Below are 17,391 nucleotides of genomic sequence, written 5' to 3'. Positions count from 1 at the left end.
CGCCATAGCGGTAACGGCCGGTCTTTGCCGTCGGAGCGTTGCCCGTAAAACGCTGTATAAACTCCTCTAAGCCTCTTAAAAACACCCTTTTTTTCCTATGAAAAACGAATTGCAGCACAAAATTGATTTCAAAACCAAACCCGTGGGTTCCTTGGGCGTATTAGAATCCCTGGCCTTGCAAATAGGCAGCGTTCAACAAAGTCTAACACCGGTTTTAAAAAGCCCGACCATAGTGGTTTTTGCAGCCGATCACGGCATAGCCACGGAGGGCGTTAGTGCCTATCCTCAAGAGGTGACGCATCAGATGCTGATCAATTTCCTCAACCAGGGCGCGGCGATTAACGTGTTTTCGCGACACAACAAGATTGCGATTCAAGTGGTCGACGCAGGAGTCAACTCGGAAGTGGCCCCTCATCCCGATTTAATCGATGCAAAAATCGGCCGGGGAACCAAGAACTTCCTCGTCGATCAAGCGATGAATGCCGCGGCTCTGGATCGCTGTTTTGCGCTGAGCGGACAACTGGTCGATTCCATCGCTCGCGGAGGTTGTAACATCATCGGATTTGGCGAAATGGGCATTGGCAACACCTCCTCTGCTGCCATGATTATGAGTGCGGTTTGCGGTTTGCCGTTGGAGCAGTGTACCGGTAGAGGTACAGCCATAAGTCAGGAACAGTTGGACCACAAAATAAACATCTTAAAACAATGTCAAGATTTTCACGGTCCCCTCACCGATCCCCAAGCGATTTTACAGACCTACGGCGGCTTCGAAATTGCCCAAATTTGTGGAGCCATGCTGGCGGCATATCGAAATAATATGCTGATTATGGTCGATGGTTTTATCTCGTCGGCCGCTTATTTAATCGCGTCTCAATTGCAACCCCAAATAAAGGACAACGCCATATTCTGTCATTTGTCCGATGAATATGGGCATCGCTATTTACTCGAGTACTTGGATGCAGAGCCCTTGGTCAATCTTAGAATGCGATTGGGCGAAGGTACCGGTTGTGCAATCGCCTATCCCATCATCGAAAACGCGGTGCATTTCTTAAATGAGATGGCCAGTTTTGAAAGTGCGGGTATTTCTACAAAAAACGCGCTATGAAGACCGAGTTAAAAATATTCTTTGCCGCCCTGATGTTTTACACGCGAATTCCCTGTCCGAAATGGGTGGGTTATTCGCCGGAATTGCTCAATAAATCCACCCGTTATTTCCCCTTAATCGGATGGATTGTCGGGGGGATTTCGTTTTTGGTATTTAGCCTTAGTCAGTTGTTGTTTTCTGTGGAAATCGCTGCCGTGCTCGCATTGGCTGCTGGTGTTTTGGTTACGGGTTCCTTTCACGAAGACGGACTAGCCGATAGCTTTGACGGTTTCGGAGGCGGCTGGACCAAAACCCGCATCCTCGACATCATGAAAGACAGCCGATTGGGTACCTACGGCGCCGTGGCTTTGATTTTCCTGTTTGCCCTAAAAATTTTAGCCCTATCCGAATTGATGGAAAAGACCCGCGAATCCGGTATGCTGTTTGGCTTACTGCTCTTTGTGAGTTACCACGCACTAGCGCGATTTACCGCAATTAACATCTCCTTTAGCTCGGCCTATTCGCGAGAGGATGAAAGCAGCAAGTCCAAACCCATTGCCAAGGCGTATTCCTATAAGGAGGTGTTGGGCGTATACTTCTTTGGCCTGGCACCACTGCTGCTACTCGCCTACTGTCACAGCGGCTTTTTGTTGGTGTTGATTCCCCTGGCATTGCTCTATTTTTTTAGTCAGCGCTTTTTTAACAAATGGCTCGACGGCTATACCGGCGACTGCTTAGGTGCTGTGGAACAGCTGGCAGAAGTTAGTATTCTCCTAACCTATTTGGCCTTATGGAAATTTATGTAATTCGACATACCGAAGTATCGGTACCGGCAGGAAGCTGCTACGGACAAACTGATGTGCCCTTGACGGCGCAGGCCGACGAACAGATACAGGCCGTTGTACAACAACTGCCGACGGACTTTGATCAGGTGATCAGCAGCCCCTTAACGCGCTGTCGATTGCTAGCGGCTCAAATAAGTGCTGTAGATAGGAATGTTGACGATCGGTTGATGGAAATGAATTTTGGACAGTGGGAGAATCAAACCTGGGACGATTTGGATTCGGAGCCGTTGCGACTGTGGATGGAAGATTTTGTATATACCAAAACACCTAGCGGTGAAAGCCTTGAAGAGCTGTATCTACGCGTAGAAGACTTTGTAGAGCAGCTGCGGTTGCAAGACTACAAAAAGATAGCCTTGGTCACTCATGCGGGTGTCATTCGCTGTATATGGGCTTATCTGTTGGAAATTCCACTGCACAACATATTTAAAATACCCGTAGTATACGGTGAAACCCTGGTTGTTAAACTGGGTGAAGACAAAAACAGGGATCAGCTGGTAAAAACCCTTATCCCCAGTTGAGTTAGAGAAACGGTTTCGCTCGTGAAAAGCAAAACTGCTCCAAAAAAAACAACCTCACTTTAAGCATAAAAGTGAGGTGTGTTTCTTAAAAAAATATTATTTTTTAGATTCTTCGATAGAAACTTTTCTAAACTCCTTTAAAAGTTTTTCCAATTCCAAAGTTGATTTACGGGCTCTTGCTCCAGCGGCTTTTACACCTTTGTCAATTAATGACTCAGACTCGGATCTAAATGTTTCGATTTCGGCATTGATCTTTTGGATTAAATTTTCCATGATTTTATTATATTAAATTAAGATTACAAATTTAGAAGTTTCGCATTCAGATGCAACTAATTTGCGGTTAAATATCTTTTTATTTTTTAAGAACCTCTCTGATTCAATCACTAAAAATACAGCAAAACACAAAGAATACTATTTTATTCCAACTGTCGCACAAACAATACTGCGATTACCCGTGCCATTGTTTGGTTTTGTTGAAGTAAATTAAAAAAAACAGCAAGCGTTTACAGGGGAAGCCAGTAACAGCGCCTGCTGCCATTTAAGTGCTCAAGGGGGAATTACGCGATTTCGGCCTGCTATCGCAAATAGAATTACAACCGCTTAAATTCCAAGCTCCAACCTCCTTTTAGCAAACGATTTATTGCAAAACGAGCAGTTAAAACTCCTTTCGACGAACAACTGCCACTAACTTTTAGACGCACAACGGTGAGTAAACAGGACTTGCATCCCTTTATAATCCGATTTCGCACCCGTATTCGGCCCGCACATCGGCGGAAGTTCACGTAAAAAATCCGGTGAAAAAACAATCGAAACCCGGCTGCGGTTTGCCGTCCAATCGCCCTAGTGCCAAGGTCGTCACAAAAAACACCGTGTTGGTACACTTTTCTCTTAAGGAATTGCTAAATCTTACTTATAGTACAAAAATAGTGGCGCGTTAGCACGCAATGTGTGAGTTGATTTCGCTAAATTCGAGTCCAATTAATCACACAAAAACAAAAACACCATGAAATGTCCTACTTGTAATGAGACGCTGCTGATGAGCGAAAAAAATGGAATTGAAATTGACTATTGCCCGAGCTGTAGAGGCATCTGGTTAGACCGCGGAGAACTCGATAAAATCATCGAGCGTTCCCTTGCCCAAGACACGCCCAACAACAACCATAACAGCAACGATTACAACCGTCCGCACAAAGAACATTACAAAGAGCATTACGGATCTAAGAAAAAATCCTTTTTAAGCGATATTTTTGATTTTTAATCGCCCGTAAAATCAACCAAGGCTGTCTTTTTAGACGGCCTTTCTATTTTAAATCACCCGATCTAGGTCCTTTGAGCTTCCGTCTAGCGTTTTTCACCCCGTCTACCGCCATTTAAATGAGGGCGACTGTCCTGCTAGTCCATTAACTGACCACCGCGTAAGCCGCTCATTCAGGGAAAAAACACAGCCCTGCGATTATATTTTCTCCTCAAATAAGCAGTGGCTTTACCACGCCTTCTCAAAATTGATTAACTTGCCGGAAATTAAACGTAACACTGTCGCTTTACAGGAATTATTATACTCCCTATGTTAATTCGCTTTGCCCCCTTTTTGATAGCGCTACTCGCGATGTGTTGGTCAACACCTGCAAAGGCGACCACCACCACGGCGCGATTAAATCAGCTTATTCGAACTTATCGCGACTGTCAACTCGACTGCCTTAGCCCGAATTTAGAAGCTTTTATACGACAGTATCCCGAGGAGAACCCCACCGTAATAGAAGTGGTTTATCGGGTACTAGAGGCCGATAAGATCGTAAAAACCCAAGACAGCAAAAAAGGCGCGACCGAAATTTTATATCAAACTGCGGTACAGCTGGCAACGACAACCAATCGAGCCGATTTATTGATTTGGACCCAAACCAAAGCAGCAGTCTACTATTACCGATTCAGCGAATTGGTTCAAGCGATGCCGTATTTTATCAAAGCGTCGCAAAACCTCGATCGCCAAGTCCCGGAAGAATTGATTGAAGCGCAAGATATACTGAAGTGGAATGCGTATTTCTTTGGCTTTATACAAGATTATACGCGGGAGCAATTATACCTACAGCAGGCCATTTACTTGGAAAATCCCGCTTCGGAAAACTATTCGGAATTGCTCAATAACTTAGGCATTTCGCTGTTCAATCAAAATCAAATAGATCAGGCAGAAAAATATTTTCTGCAATCCAAAGCGCTGGCCTTAAAGCAGCATCACCGCGTTCGCTATGCCAAGGCATTGGGCGAATTAGCCAAGGTTGAGATACATCGACACCGCTACGACCAAGCGGAAGCCTTGCTTTTGGAAGACATCGCTATTTCTAAGCAACAGCACGCCGATCGGAATACGATGTATGCCCAAATACTACTCGCCCGTTTATACCTAAAACAAAATGCTTTAGACGCAGCAAAAAACACCATTGAAGAAGCTAAAAAATACGTTAAATCCAAGGAGCATTTAGCCAGTTTTGAATATGAAATAACGGAGGTCTTGCTCGAAATCGCCATCCAAAACAAAGACTTTAAAGCGGAATTAACCCACCGTCGATCAATCGATTCCTTAAACCAAATCATCGCCACAACCGACGGCAGCACGGTGGTCAATCAGCTGCAGTGGCAAGCTCAAAAGAAGCACATCCAATTGGAATTAGAGGCCGAGCAAAACAAATTAGAGAAAGCCTCCGTCATTCAGGCCACGGCGATAATTGTCAGTCTGTTGCTCGTATTGATTTTGATTTTGATCTTTGCTATCTACCGCAGAAAGCTAAAACTTCAAAACATTAAATTTGAGAAAAACATCTTAAAGTTTCAGCTGGAAAAAATAACCTCGGAGAAAAAGCTGCACGACACCCAAAGCACCTTGGCTTCGTATAAGGTATATTTGTCGGAGAAAAACCAGCAGCTCAAACGACTGGAACAAGAAGTCAAAAAGCGCCACCACAGCCCCCACGTCAAAAAGAACGAAAACGCCTTACAGGAGTTGCTCGACTCGCATTTGATGACCAAGGAAAACTGGTTGCGATTTAAGGCGGTTTTTATAACCGAACAACCGGAATACTACCAGTATTTAACCACGAATTTCCCCGGATTGACCGAGGCGAATTTCCGAATTGTATTGCTGCAAAAACTCGGTTTTAAAAATCCCGAAATCGCCAAGATATTGGGTATCACCGTCGAGGCGGTCAAAAAGTCGAAACAGCGCTTAAAAAAGCGTTTTGAAAGCAATTATAACGCCATTTTAAACGAAACCGTATAGATTTACGGTCACAGGCTAACCGTGTGTTTCATGTATCTTTTTGCAACGACCCCCCAATGTCCTACCGATTTTTGTCCGTATACTGCTTCGAGTACTACAAACGGCAAGAACCGCTAATAGCGCAACACTCCTCCGTCAAGAAATTTTTAAAAACAACAATTCCATTTAAAAAAAAGTGTCCCGAAATAATCAAATTACTTCGGGACACTGCATGTAGAAATCGGTAAAACCGCTTATTTAGTCACGTTAAAAAAGGTGTATTCCAGTTTTAAAAACACTCCGTCTGTAGCGGCGCGGTGCATAGAACTGTACAACTCCTTTTTATAGGCGATATCGATTCGAGCCTGACTATTGATGATAAACTGTATGGAAGGAACCACATCGAGATATGACCTGCCGTTATCGGTAATGGTCTGCCCGACCAATTCCAACATCGCATTGACATTGGTTTGCTTAAAGCTGGTGTACTTTTTAGGGTGCATTAACCGCCCTACAGATAGGGTATAGTTTATCGCATTGCTCCCCAAATGTGTTGGAAAGTCGTAGCTGTCGTTGTTTAGTGCTTTTGTATAACTCACCGAACTGCTGATCGCCACTTTTTTAATCAATTGAGTCGCGACAAGGCCCACTTCAAAACCGGAATTACTACCACCTAAATCGATGGCTTCCTGATGAATCATGGATTTATTCCAACTGTAGCGTCCAAAAGCAGCCATTCGAAAATGGCTTTGCAAATCGTCTACAGAAAAGAATCGGTACTTGGCATAGGCACCACCGCCTTGGAGTCCCAATCCGTTGTTTTCATCGCTGGCAAAGGCCGAAGCGCGAAACATCAAATTTTTATTGGCACCCCAGGTAACTTCTGGTGACAAATTGTATTGAGATCCGCTTTCCCATTGATTTTTTAACAGCGATTGACCGACGCGAACCCCTATGGAGCCCGCAGGGGCATTGCTAGCGGGTTCGGTCATGACAAATAACTCTTGTGCTTGTACGGATAGAGACACCAAAAAGAGTCCTAATAGGGATAAATACCTCATTTAGATTGCTTTTAAATGGTAATCCTCTTCTTTTTCGGCTGCATAGGTCGGATACTTCGAATAGGACTTGATCAGTTTTTTATATTCCTTTTGAGTGACAAACCCCTTGTCCAACACTCTAAATTGATTTGCCGCATCGGCAGATTTCGATTTGGTATCTATAAAGACATAGGTAGCACCATTTAACAGTACCTGTGCATTGTCTTCGATCTTCGCCTCTTTAAAATCGGCGGTTAACACCATAGAACCCACAAAGAAACCCGCTTTTTCAACGGCGTTTTTTAATACTTTCGGCTCTACAGCCTGACCGTCTTTAAAGAAAACCGTGAAGGTATTGGTATTTAAATCCGTACCAATACGCTCCACTTCTGCGAGTGATTGCAGTTGCTTGTTGATGGCATTGGAACACATCGAACAGGTAAGCCCTGTAGCGATGATATCCACTTTAGAAATTTGAGCTTGAGATTGGAATCCCGTTAGCAGCACTAATAATGTAAGTGCGAGGAATTGTATGCTTATATTTTTCATCTTATTTGTTGTTTTTTTTGATTTGATCAATGATTTGTGATTCTGTCGGATTGATGGCAATCAATTTGCCACTGCCGTCAAATAGAAAGGTCGCGGGTAAGGCTTCTACCCCAAAAGTCTGTGCCGACTTGGCGTCAAACCCCTTGGGATCGATCAATTGGGTATAGTTTATCTTGTCCTTTTCAATGGCTTTGAGCCATTTGGATTTGTCGGTATCTATGGAAATGCCCACGATTTCAAAGCGCTGATTTTTGTATTCCTTATAGGTCTTAACCAATTTTCTATTGGCCAAGCGACAAGGTCCACACCAGGAAGCCCAAAAGTCAACCAAAACGGTCTTTCCCTTAAAAGACTGGAGTTTAACCGTGGCGTTTTGCGTATTTTGAAGGGCTATATCCGGTAGTTTATCGCCCAACTTGATTTGGGCATTAGTCGTAAACACCGTGCACATAAGCAGTAAAAAACTACCTATAACTTTAATTTTAAACATAAAATGTCGATTGAATAGGGGTTATTTTACTTGGGTTTCGCTCTTGATTTTTCGATCGTACTGACAACAGCCGTGCAGTTTGTTATAAACCCCATCTGCCGCAATAAATCGCTCGTTGTCGTAGCCCACTTTGGCCACGCGCTTTAAGATATCGTCGGAGGTGGTTTTCTCCTTGTCGTATACCAAGGTAGCCGTTTGCGTGTTTTCATTCCAATTTAATTGGGCGATATCCGCCACATTCGCTGCGGTTTCCATCGTTTGCTTACACATGCTACAATTGCCGTTAATCTTTACGGTTTTGGTGGTTTTGTTTTTTATTTGCGCATTTGAAACGCACACCGATAGCAGTACAACGACTGCTGTCAATAAATTTTTTATGGTTTTCATCGTTAATTTTGTTGAAGGAATTAGCCCTATAACAAGACCCTATTGCGGAATAAACCGCCTAGTCCTAGTTAATTTGGGGAATTTTAAATGATGTGATAGTCGGATAGACTAACAAAAAGACAGTTCTATGGCTGTCCGCCAGTCATTTAAGCTATTTTAGGAGGTAGCCAAATCGAACGAAAATCCGAAGAAATAAATATTTTAGAATAAAAGAATACAGCGGCCTTCTCGGAAGGAACCAAAATCAGCTGGGCTGTATGTGGAGCGACAAAAATGGAAGTTGGTCCGTTGAAAGCCGAAGGACATCCGCAAGTAGTTCCCACACAACTGTGGTCACAATCGTGCTGTTGCTGAGCAGTTCCCTCCATTTTACAACAATCCTTAATCCCGGTTTCTTGGGTACAGCATGACATCGCCGAATCACTTTCAGCGGCAAACGCCTGAGTGGGTCCGAATAAAAGTCCCAATGCAACGAATAAGAATATGTAAAATTTCTTTGTCATACCTCGCAAATATACCCATAATTGCCGCAGTTGATTGTTAATTTTCTCGTAAAAATTTAACGCCACAAGGCTTTTAATGCCCAAAGCGCGCTTTCGGCTGATTATAATGCGATCGCCGACCGCTACAATCAAGGGCAAGAACAGCTAATGGATTTGCGGCATTTGCCTACGCTTGTCCTCTCCGGCTTTTGATAAAGAACATGGCGATAGCCGTGGTCAATATGCCCATAACCCAGGCACCTATTGCCCCTTGTACGGCGAAATTGGCGTAATTAAAATGAGCGGCTGCCGCTGCCGTATCGCGGTAATACCCCAATTCCACCGATCGTTGAATAACCCTTGAAAAGTAATGTGGACTGATGACATAAGAAGTGATCCACTGTGCGGCCGGACTGCACAAGGCAATACCCGTGCTCAGTATACTGCCCGAAATCAATCCCTGTTTATAGGTCATCACGCCGTGGTAAAAATTCTTTTTCTTATCCCGAAGCGCTGCAACCATCACGGCAATGGCGGGAATCGCGAATAGATTAGTCAGGTACATCTGATAGTCCAAATAAGTACTGTGCAAACCCGTAATCCGTTCCAATACCATCCACAGCAATCCCATAGCGGTAAAAAGCAATGCCCATTTTACTTCAATTTTGAGGGTGTTCCATCTCATAGCGTTCTTTTTATCGCGCCAAATTGCGCGAGGTGATGTTCTAAGTGTTTGTAAAACATATTGTTCCACTCCACAGCGGTTAAAACCCCGAAAGAATGGGATTCCAATCCGTCGAAATGCGCTTTTCCCAAGACCTGTGTGCGCCGTATATAGGCGATTAGGCGTTCCTGTTCCAGCGCAAAATCGCGAGAATCCGCGACTTTAAACTCCGGAGCGGTGGGTCCATTTTTCTTATAGGGTTTTTCACTGACAACGGCTTTTTTTACGAAGCCAACCAACAGCAATCGCTTAAGCGCATTGGGTCGTTTGTGATTGTTTTCAAACACCAGTTCGTAAGTCACGTTGCAATGCGCCAACATCTGAGCGACATTCATACGGCCCCAGAGCGGTACAGCAACAGGGCTAAGCCCCTCTATTTTGGCAATGAGTCCCTCCGAAACGGCGGGGTCAAATACATTTTCTATCCACTGCATCGATTTAGGTTTTTTGAATTTTATTTGCGTCCACTACTCCGTAGGTATTGCGCAAAAAAAGGATGGTTTCTACGATTAACTTTTCCAATACATCCGCATGGATATCGGTAAATTTCTTGACGTAAATACAGGCTTTGCCCCTTTTAAAAGCACCGAGTCCCTCCAAGAGGTGTTCGTGTTCTTCCAAACCGGTAAACACATAGAGCGAATGGGCCGATTTGCGCGGTGAAAAACCGATTAGGGGTGCATCGCCTTCATGACCACTGGCATATTTGTAGTGGTAATGGCCAAATCCGATGATGCTGGGTCCCCACATTTTGGGTTCCTCACCGGTTATTCGTTGCATTAAGCGTATAAATTCCCAACTATCTGCGCGCTTTTGTTCGGTTTCTACAAAGGATTCTAAGAATTCCGTCACTGTAACCGCGGTTTCCATCGTTTTGTTTTTTGCCATTTTTAAGTTTTAAAACTGTAATACACTCATTTTTAAGCCGCTAATAATCGCCTTGTCTTACCGGATTCGCGTAACAATATACTCTTTTGATCGACAACCTTGCCATTTCCTTTAAAAAAGTAGTGTTCTTTATAAATCTCTCCTAAATCAGCAGGTTTCCCACCAAAAAACCGACAGATTTTTTCCTTAAGCCACCAAATTTGATTAAATTTGTTAGAGTCCTTCGTATTAGCAACTCCTATTCCCCCACTTATGCAGCACAATTTTAAGAACTACATACTGAGCAATACCGATATTACCGAGGAACAATATGCCTTGCTAGAACCGCTAACCTTTCCCCTATCCTTTAAAAAAGGTAGTGTGCTCTTGGAACAGTATCAGGTTTGCGACCGTTCTTATTTTGTCTGTAAGGGTTTGCTGCGCTCTTATACCGTAGACGAGATGGGCAAAGAGCACATCATTCAATTTGCCTCTGAGGATTGGTGGATTACCGACCGCAGCAGCTTTTATTTTGACGAACCGGCCGATCTTTTTATCGATGCCTTGGAGGATACAGAGGTGATTTACATACAAAAGGAGTTTTTGGATCAGGTGGCGAAAATCTCTGCCGATTACCAACGTTTCAATACCTTAGCACTACAAAAAAACATTCGTCAAATGCAGAAGCGCATCAACTTTCTATTGGCCGCTACTGCCGAAAAAAAATATTTGGACTTTATAGAAACCCATCGCAAGCTCACTTTGAGGCTGCCACTACACCAAATTGCCTCGTACTTGGGCATAACCCCCGAGAGTCTGAGTAGGGTTCGCAAAGAACTCGCGCGTAAAAACTTTAAAGGTTAAGTCGTCCCCCGTTTTACACGGTCTCGTACAATTTGCTCGTCGAGCAGTGATTTGCTGTGAAGGGCTTTAGCGTTCGACCCCTACCCTTAACTTCCGTTTTCATTTCTTACCATACATCAAGTAGTTGGCGTTTTGATTGTATTAATTTTACAGTATCAAAATATCACATCATGGAATATACTATCATTAACAACACCGATGCCAACCGCTTTGAACTTCACTTGGATGGAGCCATAGCACTAGTACAGTATGAGCGTTTTGAAGGCGGTATTGCCTATACCCATACAGAAGTACCACCGGAATTGGCCGGAAGGGGAATTGCCAGTTATATAGCCCGATATGTTTTGGACTACACACAAGAGCAGCACTTACAAGTAAAGCCGTATTGTCCCTTTATAAATGCCTATATCGACAAGCATCCCCAATATCAAGCCAATTCTTTGTTTCACAATAAAACCCCCAAAGCGATGACGACAAAAAAAATAGAACGCATTATAGCACCGCCTGCAGCCCACATGGTTGGAGATGGATTTAGAGTACACAATTTTATACCATACGGAAGAGGCATGAGCATGGAACGCATGAGTCCGTTTATTATGATGGATTACAATTCCAAATTTTACTTTCCACCGACCGAGGAACTGCGCGGCGTGGGTGTACACCCCCACCGCGGTTTTGAAACCGTAACCATCGCCTATAAGGGGAAGGTTGCGCATCACGACAGCTCGGGTAACAGCGGAATTATAGGCGAAGGCGATGTGCAATGGATGACCGCAGCCTCTGGCATACTTCACAAAGAATACCACGAAGAGCAATTTAGCCGAGAAGGTGGCGATTTTCAAATGGTACAACTGTGGGTCAACTTGCCGGCAAAGGACAAAATGTCTGCACCCAAATACCAAGGGATCTTAAACCGGGATATTCACAAATACGACTTGCCCGATCAGGCAGGAGTTATTGAAGTCATAGCCGGAGCCTACAACGGCATACAAGGTTCTGCCTCGACCTTTACACCGGTGCAGTTGTTCAATGCGAAACTCCAAAAAGGCGCCGTGGTTCCTTTTGATTTTCCGGCAGCGTACAACACCGCCTTGCTGGTGGTTGAAGGACAGATCCGCGTCAACGATAGCGAGGTTGCCGCCGATCATTTTCTGTTGTTTGCCAACGAAGGCGAAGCCTTTACCGTTACCGCCACCGAAGATGCTATCGTATTGATTTTAAGCGGTGAACCCATAGACGAACCGATTGTTTCTCACGGCCCCTTTGTCATGAATACACAAGAGGAAATCGTCCAGGCTTTTAACGACGTCAATATGGGTCGATTTGGTTATTTGGATTAATTTTTTGTTTGGATTTTTATAAAATCGCAGCAGGCCCTAAAATGGGTTTCGCTGCGATTTTCGCATTTATACGCGAGTTAATCTGGTTTTATTCCGTTTGCCGACGGAGTTCAACGCCCTTTTATTTACTGCCAGGAGCTGATAAAGGGCCGTTTTACAAGCCACTTACCGCAGAAATCAGGTAAAGTCCCTCACTATCAGCCTCGAAAGGACCACAAACATTAATTAAAAAAAAATAGAATTATTAATAGAATTTACTAAATATTTATTAATTTAGACTATTAAATTTATTTTTATGAAAAAACACGTATTATTATTCGTTTCGGTTTTGGCCTTGTTTCTTAACTCTTGTACGTCAATGAAAAACACTTCAAAAACTTCGGGTCTGTATGATACGACTTGGGAACTGGAATACATTTCTGGTCCGCGTATTGCATTTGATGGATTATTTCCTCACAAAAAACCTTTTATCAAACTGGAAAAAAGCACAAATCGCGCATCGGGTAACACGGGTTGCAACGGTTTTAACGCTCAATTCAAATTGGAAGGCAATGCCATTAGCTTTCAACCGGGAGCAACAACTATGATGCATTGCGAAGGCGGTGGCGAACAACAGTTTTTAAAAACCATCCAACAAATCGATTCTTACTCAATTGATCAGGATGGCAAATTAAACTTGAACATGAAAGACATCGCTATGATGCGCTTTAAGAAAGTAGCGGATCAAAAATAAACATTACCCATAGTACATTCATTAAATGGGCTTTCGCATAAAGTGTGTAAGTCTTAAGTTCTTGGGGTTAGATTTTTTAATTAAAGTCTAACCCTTTTTTTATAAAGAATTCGAACTGATCTAGAATAACCCCCCAGTTTCGCACAGGCAAAGTCCATTACTTTACTGCCACTCTTACACCAAATACACGGATTTCGCAACGGCCTCATCGGTGGGAAATGAGCATCTATTTTGTTGAAATATCTTGGGAATTTAAAGAAAAATATCCGGTCGACCCCGTTGTTTCTCCAGCTTTAAACAGCGTAAGTATACATGGTTTCCCATTTGGCTCTAAAAACATTTAAAGCCGCTTCTTTGGCTTGTTTGTTTGGAGCGTAATCGATTTTTAGCTGTAGCACACTGATTTTTATCCTTCCAAACCAAGTGTTTACTGGCATTTCTATTTACGCATCCCTTTATGTTTTTTATTGGAAACCGCGGTTGATATACTATACAGTTTTGCGTTTTAGATTCCGCGAAAACGCTGCGAATAGGGTCGGTAAATCCGTTCAAATTATCGATTAAAACACGTATTCAATAGGAAGATGATTCGTTTTACCCGGCCATAATCCTCAAACTTCCCTCCGTTCCATCACGTTTTATTCATGATTTTATAGCCCTCTCCGACCTTAAATACTATAGTGCAAATCATTATTCAAACCAACTTTGGACTTACTAATTTAGCCCGGACATTGAGTTAAGCATAAAGACCTATGTTTGAACTAGGAATAGAATTAGAAAGGCGTACGATGCTCCATTTAAGCAGCAGGCCTTTGAACTGGCTAAGGAAAGAACTAACAAGTCAGATAGTCCTGAGTAGATACATACCTGTTGATAAGAAGTAGACGTAAGATTTTGATAGCGATATCGCATAATTTATTCTCCTCAGGCATCGGTTATTTTAAATCTGTACGTTTTTCCGATATCCAAAAGTATACTTGAAAAGCGGTGATCAGCAGTAATGGTATCAATTTGTGTGCTATTAGTTTCGATATTGGGCACTTGCACCACTAGGGGATAGCAACCATTTCCGGGAGGACTACCGCCATTTGCATCAAGGAAATCCCTATACCCGCCATGCAGGACAGCAGCGTATAATTTCGCCGCACCAAAACTGCTCCCGCTGCCTCTGTAAAAACAGCGCGAAAAGCTTGTCTTCACCCTGCCGTGACCCCCAATTCCAAAATCCACCTATTTACTGCTGTAAAACCAACCTCTTTTTAAAGCTTTTTAAAAAATATTGTTATACTTTTAAATGATTAACAAAGGCATTGCAACATATTCCATTAACGCGCTAAAAATTGCTGTTTCCGCAGGAACGCAGCCGCTTTTTCAACGGCCAATCGGATATAGCAGCCGGGCGAATCCATCGCTATAAACAGGGGCAATCAACCGTTTTAAGTCCGATTTCATTTAAAAAGCAACTCATGAACATCAGCCACATCAGCAAAAAAGAGATTAAATCCGGCGAGGAAATACAGGCTCTAGACATACGCGAGAGTATTTACAACCTATTGAAAGTGGATTTTCCCGACTTGCAAAAGAACGACTACATCACCTTAACCGAACTCAATCAATACCGACGCCGCTACCTCAGCGCGTTGATTACTCAAGAAAAAGGCGAATTGGCCGCGATCGATGTCGATGTGCTGACCGCCATACAAAACAATTCCATACTGTCCGAAAACATACAAGACGAGATCGAAGCCGAATTGACATTGGGCCAGAGACTCGCCGATCAGGTGGCGGCTTTTGGAGGAAGCTGGATGTTTATCATTAGCTTTTTCCTGTTTATACTGGTGTGGATGCTGATTAATATCTGGTTTTTAGCCACCAAACCCTTCGATCCCTTTCCCTTTATACTTTTAAATCTAATCTTATCCTGTTTAGCCGCTATTCAAGCTCCTATCATCATGATGAGTCAAAACAGACAAGAACAAAAGGATCGTATGCGCGGAGAACACGACTATAAAATCAATCTCAAAGCCGAATTGGAAATCAAACTGCTCAGCGAAAAGATGGATCATATACTCGTGCATCAAAACAAAAAACTACTTGAAATTCAAGAAATCCAAACCGATTATCTCGAAGATTTAATGAAAGAACTCAAGCGGATGGGTTGATTCGTCCATTCGATGATTCGATGATTCGATGATTCGATGATTCGATGATTCGATGATTCGATGATTCGTTTGAGATTGCGGTAAATCGAAACGGCTGCTTTTTAAGTGAAAAGGGAGGTGCTATTCGGAAACTGGCAAATCTGTAAATAGGCAAAAAAGCGGATGCGATGATGCGATGATTTGCGGATTCGCTTGGGGTTGCGGTAAGCGGATTCGTCCATTCGCGGATGCGATGATGCGCCTTGGATGGCGGTAAATCGAAACGGTTGCTTTTTAAGTAAAAACCGAGGTGCTTTCCGAAAACTGGCAAATCTGAAATAGGCAAAAAAGCGGATGCGTCCATTCGCGGATTCGATGATGCGATGATGCGCCTTGGATGGCGCTAAATCGAAACGGCTGCTTTTTAAATAAAAATGAAGGTGCTTTCCGAAAACTGGCGAATAAACAAATCTGTAAATATGCGGATTCGTCCATTCGCGGATGCGAGGATTCGCCTTGGGTTGCGGTAAATCGAAACGGCTGCTTTTTAAGTGAAAAGGGAGGTGATATTCGGAAACTGGCGAATCTGTAAATAGGCAAAAAAGCGGATGCGATGATGCACCTAGGATTCCGGTAAATCGAAACGGCTGCTTTTTAAGTGAAAACGGAGGTGCTTTCCGAAAACTAGCGAATCTGCAAATAAACAAATCTGCGAATCCGCAAAAAAGCTATTTATAAACGCGGGAATCTGAGCTTTCCCAAAGTCGAAAATCCCGAGAAATACGCTGTAGAAATAGGGAGGTAGTTGCGCATAAAAAACCCCTGTAAATCCATGGATTTACAGGGCTTTTCTAGTGCTTTCTCCTAAAATCGCCAAGCGATGATGCGGCTGATTTTATTTCCCTGCTCCATTTCAATGATCTGCATCTCCGTTGCTCCCACCTTAGACAGCAATCGCTGTAGGGGTTTTAAGTGATTTTGATCGGATACCAAGGTAGTAAACCACTTCACTTGAGCTGCAAAACGGCGGCTCTCGTATATGTAGTTGGTAATGAAAGTCAGCTCTCCCCCTTCACACCACAACTCATTGCTCTGGCCTCCAAAATTGGGCGTCGGCGCTACGACCGCTTTCTTACCCAAATTTTTGATTTTTCGCGCACTTTGTTTGGCCGCATCCTCCTGCGACTTATAAAAAGGCGGATTGCAAATAACCGCTGTAAACTGCTCCTGCTCGCCGATGATGTTCTCCAAGATATTTCGCGAACTCGGTTGCAAGCGCAAACTCACCGTCGATTTTAAATGCGGATTGTTTGCCACTATATGCTCGGCTGCCGCCAAAGACTCCTTATTGATGTCTGAAGCCACAAAACGCCAACCGTATTCCGCAACTCCAATAATCGGATAAATCGCATTGGCTCCAACGCCCAAATCCAATATCTTAATACTGTTGCCCGTCGGTACCACCCCAGCATTGTAAGTCGCCAGTAAATCGGCTACATAATGAATGTAATCCGCTCTACCGGGTATGGGAGGACATAAATTGTCCTTGGGCAATTCCCAAAATGTCAGTTTGTAGTCGCTCATCAACAGGGCTTTATTGAGCAAAACCACCGCTTCGGGCTTGGAAAAATCTATGGTATCCACCCCCGATGGGTTTTTGATGATATAAGGTACTAATTCGGGTACAACCGCTCTTAATCGGTCGAAATCATATAGTTTGTTATGCTTGTTTCTCGGATGTAATTTCTTTTTATTCGGACTGCTGTCTTTCATCGCCTTTGTTTTTTACAAAATTAGCGTATTTGAACGGAATTGCTGCCTTAAATCTGCTAATTTGATCTCGCCCATATACCTTTGAACCCCTTCCTTAAATCGATCCGCTAGTCCCGAAACGACTCGAATTCCCCTTTTATCGTCGCCTTGGAATAAACACAAAAAAATATGCCCATTTTGAGCGCTGTCCCTTTTAAGGTCCCCAATTTTTGCGGCAACTCACGTAAACACTAGGAAAAATGGGATTTCATTGGCAAATCAATTTGGGATAATATTCTTAATATGCGAATAAAAAAAACTAATT

20 protein-coding genes and 2 pseudogenes are annotated in these 17,391 nt (G+C 43.3%); 10 read left to right on the top strand and 12 right to left on the bottom strand.

The features are described from left to right. Nucleotides 1-97 precede the first annotated feature (97 nt). The 3 genes from cobT to cobC are packed head-to-tail and all read left to right on the top strand — an operon-like array spanning nucleotide 98 to nucleotide 2,447. The gene (cobT, locus tag ACQZ43_RS11225; protein ID WP_430612672.1) at nucleotides 98-1,105 is read left to right on the top strand and encodes a nicotinate-nucleotide--dimethylbenzimidazole phosphoribosyltransferase; all 1,008 of its coding nucleotides are present in this window, start codon (nucleotides 98-100) and stop codon (nucleotides 1,103-1,105) included. Beyond that, nucleotides 1,102-1,890 carry an adenosylcobinamide-GDP ribazoletransferase gene (locus ACQZ43_RS11220; RefSeq protein WP_430612670.1) on the top strand — a complete coding sequence of 263 codons (789 nt, stop codon included), beginning with the start codon at nucleotides 1,102-1,104 and terminating at the stop codon, nucleotides 1,888-1,890. The genes cobT and ACQZ43_RS11220 overlap by 4 nt, the downstream gene beginning before the upstream one ends. Further along, nucleotides 1,875-2,447 (top strand): alpha-ribazole phosphatase, encoded by a 573-nt coding sequence (cobC, locus tag ACQZ43_RS11215; RefSeq protein ID WP_430612668.1) that lies wholly within the window; start codon nucleotides 1,875-1,877, stop codon nucleotides 2,445-2,447. The genes ACQZ43_RS11220 and cobC overlap by 16 nt, the downstream gene beginning before the upstream one ends. A gap of 96 nt (nucleotides 2,448-2,543) precedes the next feature. On the opposite strand, the gene ACQZ43_RS11210 is transcribed toward cobC, so the two are convergent. Then, nucleotides 2,544-2,720, bottom strand: coding sequence for a histone H1 (locus ACQZ43_RS11210; protein WP_430612666.1), 177 nt, complete (start codon nucleotides 2,718-2,720; stop codon nucleotides 2,544-2,546). A 730-nt stretch (nucleotides 2,721-3,450) separates the two neighbouring features. On the opposite strand from ACQZ43_RS11210, the gene ACQZ43_RS11205 reads away from it, so the two are divergent. Continuing rightward, complete coding sequence (locus ACQZ43_RS11205) at nucleotides 3,451-3,705, top strand: zf-TFIIB domain-containing protein (RefSeq protein WP_430612664.1); 255 nt, start codon at nucleotides 3,451-3,453, stop codon at nucleotides 3,703-3,705. Between the two features lie 306 nt (nucleotides 3,706-4,011). After that, complete coding sequence (locus ACQZ43_RS11200; RefSeq protein WP_430612662.1) at nucleotides 4,012-5,718, top strand: hypothetical protein; 1,707 nt, start codon at nucleotides 4,012-4,014, stop codon at nucleotides 5,716-5,718. Between the two features lie 233 nt (nucleotides 5,719-5,951). Here the strand turns inward: ACQZ43_RS11200 and ACQZ43_RS11195 are convergent, their stop codons facing one another. The 8 genes from ACQZ43_RS11195 to ACQZ43_RS11160 form a co-directional block, all read right to left on the bottom strand. Next, nucleotides 5,952-6,758: a hypothetical protein gene (locus tag ACQZ43_RS11195; RefSeq protein WP_430612660.1), complete on the bottom strand. Its 807-nt coding sequence runs from the start codon at nucleotides 6,756-6,758 to the stop codon at nucleotides 5,952-5,954. Continuing rightward, a complete protein-coding gene (locus tag ACQZ43_RS11190; RefSeq protein ID WP_430612658.1) occupies nucleotides 6,759-7,286 on the bottom strand; it encodes a heavy-metal-associated domain-containing protein in 528 nt (175 codons plus the stop codon). Between the two features lies 1 nt (nucleotide 7,287). Continuing rightward, entirely contained in the window at nucleotides 7,288-7,776 is a 489-nt protein-coding gene (locus ACQZ43_RS11185) for a TlpA family protein disulfide reductase (RefSeq protein WP_430612657.1), read from the bottom strand. A 21-nt stretch (nucleotides 7,777-7,797) separates the two neighbouring features. Further along, nucleotides 7,798-8,163, bottom strand: coding sequence for a heavy-metal-associated domain-containing protein (locus tag ACQZ43_RS11180; RefSeq protein WP_430612655.1), 366 nt, complete (start codon nucleotides 8,161-8,163; stop codon nucleotides 7,798-7,800). 146 nt (nucleotides 8,164-8,309) lie between these two features. Further along, nucleotides 8,310-8,666 carry a hypothetical protein gene (locus tag ACQZ43_RS11175; protein WP_430612653.1) on the bottom strand — a complete coding sequence of 119 codons (357 nt, stop codon included), beginning with the start codon at nucleotides 8,664-8,666 and terminating at the stop codon, nucleotides 8,310-8,312. A gap of 166 nt (nucleotides 8,667-8,832) precedes the next feature. Further along, nucleotides 8,833-9,330, bottom strand: coding sequence for a DUF4199 domain-containing protein (locus ACQZ43_RS11170; protein ID WP_430612651.1), 498 nt, complete (start codon nucleotides 9,328-9,330; stop codon nucleotides 8,833-8,835). Continuing rightward, a complete protein-coding gene (locus tag ACQZ43_RS11165) occupies nucleotides 9,327-9,803 on the bottom strand; it encodes a DUF1569 domain-containing protein (RefSeq protein ID WP_430612649.1) in 477 nt (158 codons plus the stop codon). Before ACQZ43_RS11165 ends, ACQZ43_RS11170 begins: the two co-directional genes overlap by 4 nt. A 4-nt stretch (nucleotides 9,804-9,807) precedes the next feature. Beyond that, a complete protein-coding gene (locus tag ACQZ43_RS11160; RefSeq protein WP_430612647.1) occupies nucleotides 9,808-10,257 on the bottom strand; it encodes a DUF1801 domain-containing protein in 450 nt (149 codons plus the stop codon). A gap of 252 nt (nucleotides 10,258-10,509) precedes the next feature. On the opposite strand from ACQZ43_RS11160, the gene ACQZ43_RS11155 reads away from it, so the two are divergent. From ACQZ43_RS11155 to ACQZ43_RS11140, 4 genes and pseudogenes are all read left to right on the top strand, one after another. Next, nucleotides 10,510-11,100 carry a Crp/Fnr family transcriptional regulator gene (locus tag ACQZ43_RS11155; protein ID WP_430612645.1) on the top strand — a complete coding sequence of 197 codons (591 nt, stop codon included), beginning with the start codon at nucleotides 10,510-10,512 and terminating at the stop codon, nucleotides 11,098-11,100. A 170-nt stretch (nucleotides 11,101-11,270) separates the two neighbouring features. Beyond that, nucleotides 11,271-11,519, top strand: a pseudogene (locus ACQZ43_RS11150) (GNAT family N-acetyltransferase); the annotation flags it as partial. A gap of 48 nt (nucleotides 11,520-11,567) precedes the next feature. After that, entirely contained in the window at nucleotides 11,568-12,440 is an 873-nt protein-coding gene (locus ACQZ43_RS11145; protein ID WP_430615659.1) for a pirin family protein, read from the top strand. A 295-nt stretch (nucleotides 12,441-12,735) separates the two neighbouring features. Then, complete coding sequence (locus tag ACQZ43_RS11140) at nucleotides 12,736-13,173, top strand: META domain-containing protein (protein WP_430612643.1); 438 nt, start codon at nucleotides 12,736-12,738, stop codon at nucleotides 13,171-13,173. An 80-nt stretch (nucleotides 13,174-13,253) separates the two neighbouring features. Here ACQZ43_RS11140 and ACQZ43_RS11135 read toward each other — a convergent pair. After that, a pseudogene (locus ACQZ43_RS11135) lies at nucleotides 13,254-13,404 on the bottom strand (IS256 family transposase); the annotation flags it as partial. Nucleotides 13,405-13,466: 62 nt separating this feature from the next. Beyond that, nucleotides 13,467-13,610, bottom strand: a complete 144-nt coding sequence (locus ACQZ43_RS11130) for a hypothetical protein (RefSeq protein WP_430612641.1) — start codon at nucleotides 13,608-13,610, stop codon at nucleotides 13,467-13,469. 903 nt (nucleotides 13,611-14,513) lie between these two features. Here ACQZ43_RS11130 and ACQZ43_RS11125 point away from each other — a divergent pair. Beyond that, entirely contained in the window at nucleotides 14,514-15,335 is an 822-nt protein-coding gene (locus tag ACQZ43_RS11125; RefSeq protein ID WP_430612639.1) for a DUF1003 domain-containing protein, read from the top strand. Nucleotides 15,336-16,178: 843 nt separating this feature from the next. Here the strand turns inward: ACQZ43_RS11125 and rlmF are convergent. Further along, nucleotides 16,179-17,087 (bottom strand): 23S rRNA (adenine(1618)-N(6))-methyltransferase RlmF, encoded by a 909-nt coding sequence (gene rlmF, locus ACQZ43_RS11120; RefSeq protein ID WP_430612637.1) that lies wholly within the window; start codon nucleotides 17,085-17,087, stop codon nucleotides 16,179-16,181. Nucleotides 17,088-17,391 lie beyond the last annotated feature (304 nt).

Source organism: Flavobacterium sp. JP2137 (genome assembly GCF_050562195.1).
In the GTDB taxonomy this organism is placed as follows: Bacteria; Bacteroidota; Bacteroidia; order Flavobacteriales; family Flavobacteriaceae; genus Flavobacterium.
The sequence above is the reverse complement of the archived record's forward strand: the minus strand, read 5'-3'. Positions and strand labels throughout refer to the sequence as shown.